The sequence below is a fragment of the Spirosoma aureum genome (assembly GCF_011604685.1).
GTDB classification, from domain to species: domain Bacteria; phylum Bacteroidota; class Bacteroidia; order Cytophagales; family Spirosomataceae; genus Spirosoma; species Spirosoma aureum.
Genome location: NZ_CP050063.1, coordinates 8,424,437 through 8,439,240 on the forward strand (window position 1 = coordinate 8,424,437; position 14,804 = coordinate 8,439,240).

13 protein-coding genes are annotated in these 14,804 nt (G+C 49.3%); 6 read left to right on the plus strand and 7 right to left on the minus strand.

The window, feature by feature from the left end; all coding sequences use genetic code 11:
- Window positions 1-182: 182 nt before the first annotated feature.
- The 5 genes from egtD to G8759_RS33720 all read right to left on the minus strand — a co-directional run bounded on the left by egtD (window position 183) and on the right by G8759_RS33720 (window position 5,952).
- Window positions 183-1,214 (minus strand): L-histidine N(alpha)-methyltransferase, encoded by a 1,032-nt coding sequence (gene egtD / locus G8759_RS33700; protein ID WP_167217905.1) that lies wholly within the window; start codon window positions 1,212-1,214, stop codon window positions 183-185.
- Window positions 1,178-2,371, minus strand: a complete 1,194-nt coding sequence (egtB, locus tag G8759_RS33705) for an ergothioneine biosynthesis protein EgtB (protein WP_167217907.1) — start codon at window positions 2,369-2,371, stop codon at window positions 1,178-1,180. The genes egtD and egtB overlap by 37 nt, the downstream gene beginning before the upstream one ends.
- A gap of 98 nt (window positions 2,372-2,469) precedes the next feature.
- On the minus strand, window positions 2,470-2,742 hold the full coding sequence (locus G8759_RS33710; RefSeq protein ID WP_167217909.1) for a UBP-type zinc finger domain-containing protein: 273 nt from the start codon (window positions 2,740-2,742) through the stop codon (window positions 2,470-2,472).
- 92 nt (window positions 2,743-2,834) lie between these two features.
- Window positions 2,835-4,496 (minus strand): FAD-dependent oxidoreductase, encoded by a 1,662-nt coding sequence (locus G8759_RS33715; RefSeq protein WP_167217911.1) that lies wholly within the window; start codon window positions 4,494-4,496, stop codon window positions 2,835-2,837.
- A gap of 73 nt (window positions 4,497-4,569) precedes the next feature.
- The gene (locus G8759_RS33720; protein WP_167217913.1) at window positions 4,570-5,952 is read right to left on the minus strand and encodes a sensor histidine kinase; all 1,383 of its coding nucleotides are present in this window, start codon (window positions 5,950-5,952) and stop codon (window positions 4,570-4,572) included.
- Window positions 5,953-6,113: 161 nt separating this feature from the next.
- Between G8759_RS33720 and G8759_RS33725 the strand changes: the two genes are divergently transcribed.
- Window positions 6,114-7,025 carry a ChaN family lipoprotein gene (locus G8759_RS33725; RefSeq protein WP_167217915.1) on the plus strand — a complete coding sequence of 304 codons (912 nt, stop codon included), beginning with the start codon at window positions 6,114-6,116 and terminating at the stop codon, window positions 7,023-7,025.
- A 4-nt stretch (window positions 7,026-7,029) separates the two neighbouring features.
- Here G8759_RS33725 and G8759_RS33730 read toward each other — a convergent pair whose 3' ends face one another.
- The gene (locus G8759_RS33730; RefSeq protein ID WP_167217917.1) at window positions 7,030-8,535 is read right to left on the minus strand and encodes a vWA domain-containing protein; all 1,506 of its coding nucleotides are present in this window, start codon (window positions 8,533-8,535) and stop codon (window positions 7,030-7,032) included.
- 171 nt (window positions 8,536-8,706) lie between these two features.
- Here G8759_RS33730 and G8759_RS33735 point away from each other — a divergent pair, with 171 nt between their 5' ends.
- The gene (locus G8759_RS33735; RefSeq protein ID WP_167217920.1) at window positions 8,707-9,471 is read left to right on the plus strand and encodes an SDR family NAD(P)-dependent oxidoreductase; all 765 of its coding nucleotides are present in this window, start codon (window positions 8,707-8,709) and stop codon (window positions 9,469-9,471) included.
- Window positions 9,472-9,586: 115 nt separating this feature from the next.
- Here the strand turns inward: G8759_RS33735 and G8759_RS33740 are convergent, their stop codons facing one another.
- Complete coding sequence (locus G8759_RS33740; RefSeq protein ID WP_167217922.1) at window positions 9,587-10,654, minus strand: hypothetical protein; 1,068 nt, start codon at window positions 10,652-10,654, stop codon at window positions 9,587-9,589.
- A 147-nt stretch (window positions 10,655-10,801) separates the two neighbouring features.
- On the opposite strand from G8759_RS33740, the gene G8759_RS33745 reads away from it, so the two are divergent.
- From G8759_RS33745 to rimK, 4 genes are all read left to right on the plus strand, one after another.
- The gene (locus G8759_RS33745) at window positions 10,802-12,028 is read left to right on the plus strand and encodes a GlmU family protein (protein WP_167217924.1); all 1,227 of its coding nucleotides are present in this window, start codon (window positions 10,802-10,804) and stop codon (window positions 12,026-12,028) included.
- A gap of 65 nt (window positions 12,029-12,093) precedes the next feature.
- Window positions 12,094-13,230: a DNA polymerase III subunit gene (locus G8759_RS33750; protein WP_167217925.1), complete on the plus strand. Its 1,137-nt coding sequence runs from the start codon at window positions 12,094-12,096 to the stop codon at window positions 13,228-13,230.
- A 79-nt stretch (window positions 13,231-13,309) separates the two neighbouring features.
- Window positions 13,310-13,813, plus strand: coding sequence for an ATP-dependent zinc protease family protein (locus G8759_RS33755; protein WP_232074051.1), 504 nt, complete (start codon window positions 13,310-13,312; stop codon window positions 13,811-13,813).
- Window positions 13,814-13,876: 63 nt separating this feature from the next.
- Window positions 13,877-14,785 (plus strand): 30S ribosomal protein S6--L-glutamate ligase, encoded by a 909-nt coding sequence (gene rimK, locus G8759_RS33760; protein ID WP_167217927.1) that lies wholly within the window; start codon window positions 13,877-13,879, stop codon window positions 14,783-14,785.
- Window positions 14,786-14,804 lie beyond the last annotated feature (19 nt).

The window sequence follows — 14,804 nt, forward strand, 5'->3', positions numbered from 1 at the left end:
TTCTGATGGCCCGATTACCAGCGGCCTTACCACAAGGTAGTCGGAATCAGAAGGAAAATATTTTACGACAAGTGCCGAATTTTGAAGAAAAGGGATGAAAGGAAAAGAGAAAAGAGGAGCGGTTGATTTACAGGATCGTGTAAATCAGGCAGGAAAGCCAGACGCCACTTCGTTTGTCGGGGCTAATTTCTGACAAAAACTACGTCGGCAAAGTAACCCTTACAATCTGTAAACCAGCCACTAACCGAAAATCCGGTTCTTGTTGCCAGCTGCTCAATCTGGGAACGGGTAAATTTGCGGGAAATCTCCGTATGAATAATTTCGCCGTATTGAAACGGCACAGTCGTCTCCAAGGCTCTAATCTCAACCGTCTGCGATTTCTGGCTCACCAGATATGACCGCGCTTCGCCGGTTTCGGGATTGTAGACTTCATAATGATCGAAGGATGCGAGGTCGAAATTCGCGTCGAGTTCGCGGTTGATCCGTCGAAGCAGGTTCAGGTTAAACGCCCGTGTCAGGCCTTGTCGGTCGTTATAAGCCGCATGAATGACCGCCGGATGCTTTTGCAGATCAAAACCCGTTAACACCAGGTCGCCAGGCAGAAGCTGATCATAAAGCTGGCGGTAAAAATCAAGCGCTTCCTCAGGCGTAAAATTCCCGATATTCGACCCTAAGAATAGAACAATACGCCGGGCATCAGACTCAGCAGAAAGTTGATGAAGGGAGTTGAAGTAATCGTCGTGGCGGGGTTTAAGCCGCAAATCAGGCCACTGTCGTTGTATATCAGCAACCAGTCCATCGAGCGCATCGGACGAAATATCGACCGGGGCATAGGCAAAATCGACCTGTTGTTCTGAAAAAAAACCAAGCAGGATCTTCGTTTTTAGCCCATCGCCAGCACCCAACTCGACCAGATCGAAGGGGCGTTGATCAGCGACGAACAACTGAAGCAACTCCGCTTTATGGTTTTCCAGAATTTCATATTCCGACCGGGTCAGATAATACTCCGGAGTATGCATGATTTCCTGAAAAATCCGGCTGCCTTCAGCATCGTAAAAAAAACGGGATGACAATCGTTTCGGCGTTTTTACCAGACCGGTTCGTACTTCCTCAGCTAGTGCCGTCGATCCAGGAGTTAATGCTATCTCCAATGCGCCAGACTCTTCACGCCATGTTTTTATTCCACTATCAGTCGTATTCCCGTGAACTGCCATCGTTTGTCAGGTTGAAAAAAATTGCGGTAAGTTGACCGCGAATGGCCCTCTGGCGTAGCTACCGAAGCGCCACGCAGAACGATCTGTCCGCTCATAAACTTACCATTGTACTCACCTACAGCGCCCTCGGCGGTTGTAAAGCCAGGATAAGGCAGATAGGCCGAGTTAGTCCACTCCCAGCGAGTGCCCCAACTCAATTGATCAGCTACTGCTTCCCATTCAAATTCCGTTGGCAAACGCTGACCTTTCCAACGGGCATAGGCGTCGGCTTCATACTGACTAACATGACAAACAGGTTCATTCATATCAACAGGCGTCAACCCAGCGAATGTATAGCTCCACCACTCACCGTCGATTTTATGCCAGTATAATGGAGCCAGAATTCCATTGGTCTTCACCCACGCCCAACCATCAGCAAGCCAGTATCTGAAATTCTGGTAGCCGCCTGCCTCTATAAAAGCCAGGTATTCGCCGTTGGTTGTTAAACCGTCTGTTATAGTCGTTTTGTTCAGATAAACCTTATGGCGAGCCAGTTCATTATCGAAACAGAACGATTCACCGTTCGGGCCGCTACCCTGATGACCAATAGTATAAATTCCTTCAGTTATGGTTACCGTTCTCTCTTCCCTGCCATTGAGCCTTTTGTGGTCGGAGGGATTAGTCAAAGGCATATCAATCCCCGGAAACAATGGATTATGACCCAGTATGAACTTGATATCGGTAATGAGTAGTTCCTGGTGCTGTTGCTCATGATTCAGACCAAGCTGGATGAGCGCATAGAGTTCGGGCGACAAGTCTGAGGTATTCAGAAAATGGCTCATGTGCTCGTCTACATAAGCGCGATAGGCATACACGCCCGCAACGGTAGGGCGGCTCAGATTACCCCGGTCTGTCCGCAGAACACGTTTGCCGATCGTTTCGTAATAGCTATTGAAAACGTAGCTAAAGTCTTCGTGAAAAATACGATAGTTCGGTGCGTTGGGAACCAGCACAAAGGTTTCCCAAAACCAGGTTGTATGCCCCAGATGCCATTTGGGCGGGCTCACATCTGCGATAGGCTGGACAACGTAATCTTCCGTTTCAAGTCCCAGGCAAATCGCTTCGGAGTGCGCCCGCACACGGATATAGTGCTCAGTAAGCGTTTTTTCAGCAATCATTCAGGTTTATGTATTCGGTTTACTGCACCCGGCCTTCTGGCTTCGGCGTACTGACGCCCCAGCACCGTAAAGCGTAAACCGAATAGCATACATCTTGTTTAGTAACCCACAATCTGTTCATCAACAAAGCACCACAACCATTGCTCGCCGGGTTCGGCCGAAGCAACTACCGGGTGGCCACTTCGGTGGAAGTGTTTAGTCGCATGTTTATTGGGCGACGAATCGCAGCAGTGGGTTTTGCCGCAGGTCTGGCAGGTGCGCAGATGCACCCACATGCTACCTGTTTTGATACATTCCTCACATACATACTCCTGAGCCATGCGAATTTCCGTCAGAGCGGAAAGGTGCTCGCAAATCGTTTCCTGGTTCATAGGTTTGAGAGATATAGGGTAGTATGGTGTACGATGGTAAGACGTAGGTTAACGTCTTACCATCGTACACCGGATCGTACCTCATCGATCATTTAGTTTTCGGCCAGATATTTATGAACAAAGCTGACTGCCATAGCGCCTTCGCCCACCGCTGATGCGACCCGGTTCATGGCACCAGCCCGAACATCGCCAGCCGCGAAAATACCGGCGCTGCAGGTTTCGAGCAAATAGGGTTCCCGATCGTGCTTCCAGACTTTCTTGAAATCTGCATATTTAGCCAGGTCGCGGCCCGTGGCGATAAACCCTTTCGGATCTTTTATGATGTCCATTTCGATCCAATCGGTCAATGGCTTCGTTCCGATAAAAATAAACAGCCCGGCAGCCGGTACGGTTTGCCGCTCTTTCGTATTCATATTTTCGAGAACCAGGCATTCCAATTGCTCGTTACCTAATCCTTCAACGATCTCGGTACAGCCCAAAACAGTAATATTGGGCGTCTTGTCAATCTGATCGATCAGGTACTGCGACATGGTTTCGGTGAGGTCAGGGCGACGCACACAAATAAACACTTCAGAGGCTGTTCTTGACAGGTACATGGCCCCTTGCCCGGCCGAATTACCGCCACCAACAATATAGACTGGTTTGCCTTTAAAGGCATACGCTTCGGTTGTGGCAGCTCCGTAGTACACACCAGCACTCGTGAACTTATCCAGGCTTTCGTTCGCCAGTTTGTGGTACGACACCCCCGTACTCAGCACAATGGCCCGCGTTATGACCTCGCTGCCATCGGCCATTTTAATGTGTTTGTACAACCCCTGCGATTTAATGGAAATAACCTCCTGCGGGGCCAGAAACTCAACGCCAAACCGTTGCGCCTGCGTAATGGCCCGACGGGTTAAGTCGGCACCACTCAGGCCGTTCGGGAAGCCGAGGTAGTTTTCAATCCGCGAACTCGTACCAGCCTGTCCACCCGGTGCCCGTTTATCGACCAGAATCGTTTTCAGCCCTTCAGAACCGCCATAAACCGCAGCGGCCAACCCGGCTGGACCCGCGCCAATGATGGCCAGATCGTATAGACTTTCGGAGGCTTTGGGTTTCAGCCCCAGTTTTTCGCCCAGATCGCCGATGGTGGGCTGGGTCAGGACAGAGCCATCTTCAAAGGCAATGACGGGCAGATCGCTTCGCTCAATACTATGCAGGTCGAGCAATTCCTGAGCCAGTGGATCGCTTTCAATATCGAGCCATTGGTACGGAAACAAATTACCCGCCATAAAATCTTTTAATTCATGGGAACGCGGTGAAAACTGATAACCAACGAGTTTCAGCCCCTGGAACGTTGGCCGATAGTCCGACAGCCAGTCACCAAGCAGATCGTCCAGTACGGGATACAATTTTTCTTCGGGGGGGTCCCAGGGTTTGGCAATATAATAGTCCAGTTGAACTTCGTTAATGGCCCTAACAGCCGCATCAATATCCGAGTAGGCCGTCAGCAACGCACGTTTGGCATTCGGAAATACTTTACGGGCCTGCGACAGAAACTCGACGCCGGTCATATCGGGCATTCGCTGATCAGACAGGAACAACGCTACTTCTTCGCCTTTCTTCTTCAGTTCAGTGAGTGATTCGAGCGCTTCACGTGCCGAACCGGTGCAAAGGATGCGGTATTGTTTCCGATACTGCTTGCGAAGGTCATATTGAATCGCCTGCAATACCTGAGGATCATCATCGATAGAAAAAATAATAGGAAGGCGCATAAAAGTATGAGTTATGAATGTTGAGTGATCACCGCTGGTTCTAAGAAATCGTCAGCGGTGATCACTCAGTTGCTTATTGAACTGGTAGACAGATACTAAATTCGGTATGACCTGGCTCTGAATGGACTTTTATGGAGCCATTGTGATGTTTTACGATGCCCTGTACAATGTCGAGACCAAGACCCGTGCCTTTGCCTATTTCTTTCGTCGTAAAAAACGGTTCAAATATTTTATCCCGAATATCGGCCGGAATACCCGAACCGTTATCGATTACTCGGGTCAGGACAAACTCGCGATCGGGTTGGCTACTAATTTCCAGTTTGCCTCCGTCGGGCAGGGCGTCGATGGCGTTATCGATCAGGTTCGTCCAAACCTGGTTCAGCTCGCCTGGCCAGCCGCAAACAACGGGCAAATCGGTCGGTAAGTTTAGTGTTACGGCAATGTGCTTACTCCTGACTTTGTGATCAAGTAGCGTCAACGTACTCCGGATTCCTTCGGCGAGCTGGATCTGCTCCTTACCCGCTCCCCGGTCCATGTGGGTATAGTTTTTGATGGAGTTAATGAGGGTCGAAATCCGTTGGGATGCCTCACTAATCTCTCGTACCAGCTTCTCGGTCACTAAATTATTGACGATCCAGTTGGTAACTCCGGCCAGATTTTCGTTCCCAATCTGTTCCAGAAGCCAGTCCAGATCATCGACAGTAAAACCAAAATCGACCATTGGGCCGGCCAGATCCATGCTGTCATCAATCCCATTGTCATCGAGCCAGTCGGTTAGTTCATCTTCCAGGCTCGTTCGTTCGAGTAAGGTCAATACGGGGCTGGGGTGGTCTACTTTCTTGAAAAACACCTCGCCCACAGCATCTACCTGCTGATCGTTCAGCTTCAGATTCATGACCACTTTGAAGGCTTCGGGGGTGGCCCGCAAATGTGTTTTGAGCGTATCGCCCGAACGGACGACAGCGGCCACCGGATTGTTCAGTTCATGAGCCAATCCTGCCGACAACCGCCCCAGCGATGCCATTTTTTCGTTCTGCTGGGTCAGTTTCGTAAAATCCCGAACCCGGGTTGTCATCTGATGAACAAGGGTTTCGGTCAGCTCATACTGCGTTTGCGACAGCTCGCGCAACTGGTCGCGGTGAAGGCGTAATATCCGCGATGGTTTATCGGTAATGATCCTGTTCCTAATGTTTTTGATCCGCGAAAACGGCAATACGCCCAGAATTGAGTGTGGCTCGTAGATCAGCAGTTCATCTCCCGCTCCATTTGCGCCTGAGTCAACACGGATTCTCCCTTCAAGGAGCAGTATCATGTAATCGACAAAGGCTCCTGGCGGAAAGAGTGTATGTTCTTCGGGTAAGTGTTTTTCCTCGGATCGATCAATAAGCCACTGTAATTGATCGTCAGGCGTAGATTCAAATGTCGGAAATTGGCGAAGAGTTTCTAAAAGCGTCATGAGTAAAGGAAGGTATTACTAGGATATAGGCTAACTAAATATTAACTTGAGTAGTTACAGAAAAAGCATCAGACGTAAAAATAGGGACGTTGAATACGTATTGATCGTTCAATATATACGTTTTTTCTGATATACGACCTTCAATACGTCAAGACTTATCCATGCGTATCGCCCTGCTTCTGCTTTGCCTGATTGCGTTTGCTTTCAGGCCCGACAAACCTGCCTATCGGCTTTACAGTCCTGAACTGAAATCGCAAACTTACGCTAAATTATTGCGTCAGGCCAATGGAGCCGACGTTGTTTTATTTGGCGAACTGCACAATAACCCAATCTGCCACTGGCTGGAGCTCCAGCTCACAAAAGACCTCCAATTAGCTAAAAAAGGGACGCTTATACTGGGGGCTGAAATGTTTGAGGCCGATAATCAAACGGCACTTACCGACTACGTTACTGGCCGTACTACCAGCAAAGAACTGGCCGCCCAAGCCCGGCTCTGGCCCAATTTCGACACCGATTACATGCCCATTGCCAGTTTCGCCCGCGAACAGAAGATTCCGTTCGTAGCCACGAATGTACCCCGTAAGTACGCTACACTGGTTGCCCGGAAAGGATTAAGCGCACTGGATACGCTATCGGCAGAGGCCAAACGCCAGATGGCACCTTTACCCCTCACCGTCGACCTAACCCTACCGGGTTATAAAGCCATGCTCGAAATGATGGGGGCTCATGGGGGTAATGATACCAAAACCGACGCACATAAAGCCAACCCCGAACAGGCGGAACGTAGTCCGGCGGCCAATTTTGCCCGCGCTCAGGCCATTAAAGATGCCACGATGGCTTATTTTATTTTACAGAATCTGAAACCCGGTCAAACACTCCTGCACTTTAACGGCGATTACCATTCCAAGAATTTTGAAGGTATCGTTTGGTATTTACGCCAGCAACGACCTGATATCAAGGTCGTAACGCTCTCATCCGTTGAAATGGCCGACCCTGATAAACCTAAAGTCGAGAGCCCAAACCTGGCCAACTTCATTCTGGCAATTCCGGCCGATATGACGAAGACCTACTGACCGATCAGAGCGATTTAGCCTTATCAATCAATTGAATGAACTCCTGCCGGTATCCGTAGGGATCATAGCGCATGGCAGCCGATGCCCAGTTGCGAACGTTGCTATATGTGGCAGTTCCTTTGTAAGCGGAGTTACGCAACAACAGGCCATAGGATGCCACAGAAGCAGCAAATCGCATATTTTCACTCGCCATACTAAAGTCGACACTGGAATCGAAAATTTGCAAGTCAAGAGCCTCGCTACTGGCTGCGGTAGGGCGTTTGTAGCGAAAATTAATGGTGAACGTTGGCGCAGAACGCAGGCTGGCCTGACCCGGAGAATTTTCGGGCAAAGCCGGTACAATTTCATAGAGAGCCGTAATGGTCTGCCCGGCATTCACTTCTCCGGCATCTTCCCGATCATTCGTAAAATCTTCATTTTTCAGCAGCCGATTTTCGTAGCCGATCAGACGATACGACTTTACCTGACTGGTATTGAATGTCAGTTGAATTTTCACATCCTTCGCCACTGTATAAAACTTGCTGAATTCGTCCACGAATACCTTCTTCGCCTGTTTTAAATTATCAATGTATTCGTAATTACCGTTTCCTTTGTTGGCAACCTGCTCCATCATGCCATCGTTGAGATTGCCGGCACCAACGCCTACCACCGTCAGAAAAATACCTTTGTCGCGTTTGCTGACAATTAGATCGACCAGCTCTTTCTGACTGCTGGGGCCTACGTTGAAGTCCCCATCGGTCATCAGAATAACCCGGTTATTTCCGCCATCAACAACGTTTTTCTCAGCAATTTCATAAGCCGTAATAATGCCCTGTGCCCCCGCAGTACTCCCTCCGGCTCCCAATTGGCTAATTGCCGCTTTCAGCTTACTTTTCTCCGAACCACTGGTTGCGTCAAGGGCTACACCGGCCTGTCCGGCGTAGGTAACGATCGCTACTTTATCCTGAGCCCCAAGGTTATCGACAAAAGTGGGCAGTGCTTCTTTCAGCAGAGGTAATTTATTGGCATCACCCATCGAGCCAGACACATCGACCAGCAAAACGATGTTAGAAGGTTGCAGGTTTTCTTTGGCAATCGATTGGCCTTTTACGCCAATCCGAATCAGTTTATGGGCTGCATCCCAGGGGCAACCGCTTACCTCGCCATCAACCGCAATCGGGCGACCGTCCGTTGGATCGGCGTAGTTGAGCGGAAAATAATTGACCAGTTCTTCCGTTCGGATCGCATCAGCTACGGGCCTGATGTTCGTCGATAGAAATCGACGAACATTTGCATAGGAAGCTCCATCCGCATCAATCGAAAACGTCGACGTAGCTTCTTTGGCTACATCGATAAAAGGATTTTCAACAATTGTGTTGTATTGCTCTGTGCTTATGGGTTCAGCTCCGGAAAAAAAGTCTGACGAACTGGCGTACTGCGTTGCGTAGGGATACGGACTATTTTTCTGATCAGCCGTTTGGCAGCCTGCCAGCACGAGCAAAGTGCTTAGGAACCAGGTTAGTTTTTTCATGATTATCAGGAATTTGGTCTGGAATTCAGGCTAGTGATTCCTTTGTTCACTCAAAGGTTGGAACCAGCGTGTGCGTATTTCATTGAATAAAGTTTTCGGGCTTTTTGCAACCAATTGCAGTTACATTAATTGGTTGTTTTTTCTTCTACACGCCAGAAACCCCAACAGAACATGCTAAAAAACTTACTCAACTTATCCGGGAAGAATGCTCTCGTGACTGGGTCTAGCCAGGGCATCGGTCAGGGAATTGCACTAGGTCTTGCCGAATTTGGTGCCAATGTGCTGGTTCATTACCGCAGCGATGCCGATGAAGCCCGGACCGTATCGGAAGCCATTGCTAAATTTGGCGTAAAAACCAGCGCAATAGGTGTCGATCTGGCAAGCGCTAACGCAGCCGACGATTTATTTGACCAAGCCACGAAGCAGTTCGGCTCTATCGATATTTTGGTATTGAATGCATCCGTTCAGAAACCCAAACAATGGACCGAAACCACCCCTCAGGAATTCGATGAGCAGGTGATGGCCAACTGGAAATCGACGTTATTTATCATGCAAAAGTTTTTGCCCGGCATGACTGAACGCGGATGGGGACGAATTCTGACACTTGGAAGCGTTCAGGAACTGAAGCCACACCCGGCTATGGTTGTTTATGCCGGTACAAAAGCCGCAGTGGCCAATACGGTTCGTAATCTGGCCATTCAGGTAGCTGATCAGGGCGTTACGGTCAATAATCTCTCTCCTGGCATTATCGACACGCCACGCACCGATGAACCAACCCCGCCTATACCCGATCGCATTAGTCAGCGCATGAGCGTTCCGGTCGGTTTCGATGGTCAGCCCGAAGACATTGCCGGAATGGCCGTACTTCTCTGCTCTGATGCAGGACGTTATGTGACGGGGCAAACCATTTTCGTGGATGGCGGAATGAGTTTGTGAGGATTAGAGCTTCGCTCAGAGGTGTCGTTCAGAAGCGTGCCACGGTTATTAGGAGCAGCCATAGAAACCGTGGCACGCTTCTGAACGACACCTCTGAGCGAAAGACCTTACGGATCTAATTATCCTTTAAATCAACATATTCTGCCACAAGCGCCCAACAGTGGGCCTCACACTGCCAGCGCATCTGCATAAGCGGCCGGTCAGCGAACCGGCGTAACCAGGGTTGTTCATAAGCGGTCAGCAAACCAGCAATGAAGAAATTGAAGGTATTGAAGTCCCGTTCAATATAGTTCGTATCGATGGCAGGCAACACCTCCCCTAATCGCCTGAGCGACGTTGCCAGTATGATTTGTTCAAGTCGATTGGAGGTTTTAGTCAACTTTTGATGTGCATCCGCCACAAGCCGCGAACGAACGGATTCCAGTTCAGGTATCGTAAAGGCTGCCATCAGGCGAGCCAGATGGTAAATAATCAGGGAGGTACGGGCATAATGCGGAGCGCACCGAAATGGCTCGGCCACATACCGGCCCGACTCAACCACCGACCGCAAATAAATCAGCGAATCGGTATCGTGCTGATTGCGGGGCAAGTTATACTGATAGATACAGAACAGGACATTGCTTAAGGCACAGGCATCAAAATCGATGCCCATATTTTTGCCAAACCAGGTGGAGTAAGCACGCAGACTGCGGTACTCAGGATACGTGTTTTTGATTTGATGCCGTTGGCTTCTGTTGGCGTGCTGGGCTAGTTTCGCTTTCAGCCAGTTCAATGTATCGGGGGAAGGGGGTTCAGCGATCTGGGTCAGGTAGATCATGGCCGTATCGTCAATATCGTCGGGAATGCGAAAATGCTCGAAATGACGAAACAGATAACCATTAGGAAAATGTCGGGATGGTCGCGTTGGCCAGAAATTATAGGTATCCAGCCCATCTTTGTTCTGAAAAATCGGGAAGGCAGTCCGCGCCCGTTCCGAAATCTGGCTAATCAGATGCTGCGCCTTGGGCGAACCAGCCGAACGCAACGACTGTAACGTAAAAACCGTAATGACCGTAAAAAATATATTGGTATCGGAACGTCGATAAAAAATGGTCGAATTACTGCGGAATGAAGGGAACAAACCGGTTTCATCCTGCAAATCAGCAATCTTCTCGATAAGATCATCCGTAGTCAACGCTGCCATGTTCTTCGTAAACATCCGTTTTGTTCTATCTTTTCCATTCCGCGAAACGAAAGTGCCACTACGTCAGAATGATAAAAAACGTAACTGTTAATACGTTCTTTTTTTTCAAATTAAGGTTGAATATTTGCGTCTACAATTGCTTTTCGCATGTCCAATCTAGTTTTATTTGACGATCTGACCATTCGGCCAGCGCTGCTGCCCTTTACTTTTACCCGTCCAGTGGCTGGTATTCGCATTGGCATACAGACGCTTGCTGAAAAATGGGCCAATCTACTGGGCCAGGTACCGTCGTATTTGACCGAGTCTTATCTGGCAGTAAAGTTTCCGCAAAAAGCTGACGCAGACAATTGGTATGTGAATGGCGCGGTTTGCCCAACAGACGCTTTGCAGGCATCCATTTCGGCATTGTCGATCGGTAGCTGCCTTCATACACCCGATGGGCTTTTGCTGGCCGTAAGGACCGACAAACCATTATCGACCTCTCCCACGCTCAACGACCCCTATGACTTCAAGGTATTTCCGGAGCCACTGACTATTATCAGGAATCTGTGGGATATTTTTGTCCATAACGGCGATCAAATCCGAGCTGACTTTGCCCGCTTGACTGCTGGTCGGCAATCCGCTCCGATTACCGACCCGTTTACGCGGTGCTATGCCCCCGAAAACATCTTTGTGGAAGAGGGTGTCACCATCCGGGCCTCGGTCCTGAACGCCGAAGGAGGCCCTATTTATATTGGCCGTAACGCAACCATCAGCGAAGGTTCAGTTGTGATCGGGCCGTTTTCGCTCGGTGAAAGTTCTACCGTAAATTGGGGCGGCAAAATGCGGAGCAACACGACAATCGGACCATTTTGCAAAGTAGGTGGAGAGGTGGGCAATTCAGTCTTCTTTGGCTACAGCAATAAAGGTCATGATGGTTTTCTGGGCAATTCAGTCGTTGGCGAGTGGTGTAATTTAGGGGCAAATACCAATAATTCGAACCTCAAAAACGATTACAGTAACGTTAAACTCTACTCCTATGCTACTGGCCAGCTCGAAGATACCGGACGTATTTTCTGCGGGCTGATGATGGGCGATTTTACGAAAGCAGGCATCAGTACCATGTTTAATACCGGTACTGTCGTTGGCGTTAGCGTCAATGTTTTCGGGAGCAGTTTTCAACCTAAATACATCCGTTCGTTTTCGTGGGGCGGAGCCAGTGATGGGTTTATGACCTACCGTCTTGAAAAAGCTATTCAGGTAGCCACTGAGGCCTTCAAACGACGCGACCTGGACTTCGACGAGCAGGAAGAGAGCATTTTACGGGAAATCTTCAATATCGAACGAATGGGGCCACCCACGATAACGCCCCTCAGCATCCTAAACAGCCTATAGCTATCCAACTCGCTTAATGATCGCACCGAACATCACTACGGGTGACGTTGTGCGATCAACAGATTATGCAATTCTCCGAAATCATAGGCCATACCGAAACCAAACAGTTACTGCTGAGGGCCGTTCAGACGAACCACCTTGCCCATGCGTTGCTGTTCGACGGGCCAATGGGTAGCGCCAACCTGGCACTGGCACTGGCGCTGGCTCAATATGTCAATTGCGAAGACAGGCAGCAGTCGGGTGAACCAGGTATGGATTCATGCGGTCGATGCGCATCCTGCATAAAAATCCAGAAGCTCGTGCACCCCGACCTGCACATGGTCTTTCCGGTGGCGAATCTGGCTAAAGGAAAAACGTCGGAAGCCTATCTGACCGATTGGCGAAAATTTCTGCTTGATCAACCCTACCGAGCCCTACCCGAATGGCTCGAAACGGTCGGGGCAGATAATAAGCAGGGTAATATTTCGGCCGAAGAGGCTCGTGCCATTTTGCAGAAGCTATCACTGAAAGCGTACGAAGGTGCTTATAAGATCATGTTGATCTGGCTTCCCGAACTGATGAACGTTACGTCGGCCAATGCCCTGCTGAAAGTATTGGAAGAGCCGCCGGCGCAAACCTTATTTCTCCTCGTTACGAATCAATCCGACAAATTATTAATTACGATTCTGTCGCGAACGCAGCGTGTTGCCGTCCGGGCCTTTACGGATGAGGAAGTTGCTACTTATTTGCGCCAGCACCTGAACCTCGATGAAACAACCGCCCGCCGAACAGCGTATCTGGCCGATGGCAATCTTTCGGTAGCCTTGAATCTGGTCCGTAATGAATTGGATCAGAGTTCAGACCGGCATACCTGGTTTGCCGATTGGATGCGGACCTGCTACCGGCAGGATTTAATCACACTGGTTAAACAAGCCGACCAATTCGACGGTTTCAGCAAGGAAAAACAAAAAGGGTTGCTTGAGTACAGCATCCGACTCTATCGGGACTTATTTTTGTGGCAACAGGGAGCGGGTGCACTGCTTCGCCTGCCCGACGAAGAAATGGCCTTCGTTAAAAATTTCGCCAAAATACTGACCATCAAACACATTGAGCAGATCGTAAGCGATCTGAACGAAGCCACTTATCATCTCGAACGAAACGCCAGAGCCAAAATGATCATGCTGGATATGTCACTCACATTTAGCCAATTGATCAGGCCATAAGCTTCCGGTTTATGGTTTTCGGTAAATATCTCAAGAATCAGCGTCAACCCGGAAGTCCAGATACCGCAACTAATTATCCATGAAACTCCGCCCGAAAAAAGCCCGAGTTGCTAAGCCTAAGCAGGTAATCGGTATGACCGACCTGGTCGATTTCCCGGATCTGGCGCTTTTCGATGTACAGGCGAAAGTAGATACCGGAGCTTATACATCGGCGCTGCACTGCAACGATGTTCAGCTCGTGAAGGTGGACGGAAAAATAAAATTAAGTTTTGGGCTAATTGATAAAACCGGAGAGGGCACAAGACGGTTTTATAGCGACGAGTTCAGCCAGCGGATGATTCGTAATTCCTTCGGAGTAGCCGAAAAGCGATATGTGATTAAGACACGTATCGTCTTGTTTGGGCGCATTATCCGGGCCGAATTTACACTTGCCGACCGCGAACAACTCAAAAACCCGATTCTCCTAGGCCGAAAACTACTTCGTAATCGTTTCGTCGTCGACGTTTCGCAGAAAAATCTGTCTTATACAGCCAAAACCAACTCTCGTCAGAAGGCCAGCAGGGCGGTCATTAGCCCTCAATAAACTTAATTTATAAGCAAAACGGCCTGGCGGTTACTCAACCACTCTTTATTAAACACTACCTCAATGCGTATTGCCATTTTATCGGCCAATCCGAATTTATATTCTACCCAACGGCTCCTTGATGCCGCCAATCAGCGCGGTCACGAAGGTGTTGTGGTAAACCACCTGAACTGTCAGGTGATGATTGAAGGCGGTAAGCCCTCTGTGCTTTATGAAGGCCGAGAGCTGGAATCATTCGATGCCATCGTACCACGTATTGGAGCCTCCGTTACCGATTACGGCTGCGCTATTGTCCGGCAGTTTGAGATGATGAAAGTTTTCACTACAGCCAAGTCGCAGGCCATTACCCGATCACGCAATAAACTCCGGAGTTTACAAATCCTCTCGAAAGCAGGGGTCGGCTTACCCAAAACGGTCTTTGCCAATCATCCCAAAAATGGCAATGTTACGCAGCTCATCGAACTGGTTGGCGGCCCGCCCGTAGTGATCAAACTATTGGAAGGAACACAGGGAATTGGCGTGGTTCTGGCCGAAACGACCAAAGCCGCAAAATCGACCATTGAAGCTTTTTATGGCCTGAAAAAGCATGTTTTAGTCCAGGAATTCGTGTCCGAAGCGAAAGGATCTGACCTCAGAGCCTTTGTGATAGGTGGTCGGGTTGTGGGTGCCATGCGCCGGCAGGGTCTTGACGGAGAATTTCGATCAAATATCCATCGGGGAGGCAATGCCGTAGCCGTAAAACTTACCCCGGATGAAGAACAGACAGCCATAGAGGCAGCCCGCGCGCTTGGCCTGAAAGTAGCCGGAGTCGATATGTTACCGTCCGACCGGGGGCCACTTGTACTCGAAGTTAACTCATCACCAGGATTAGAAGGTTTCGAAACCGCAACCGGTATTAATGTGGCCGATCAGATCATCGCCTATATCGAAGATAAAATCCGGGCCGACGAAGGCGATATGGTTGGTGTTTAGTTTGGTTCCTGAACAAAGT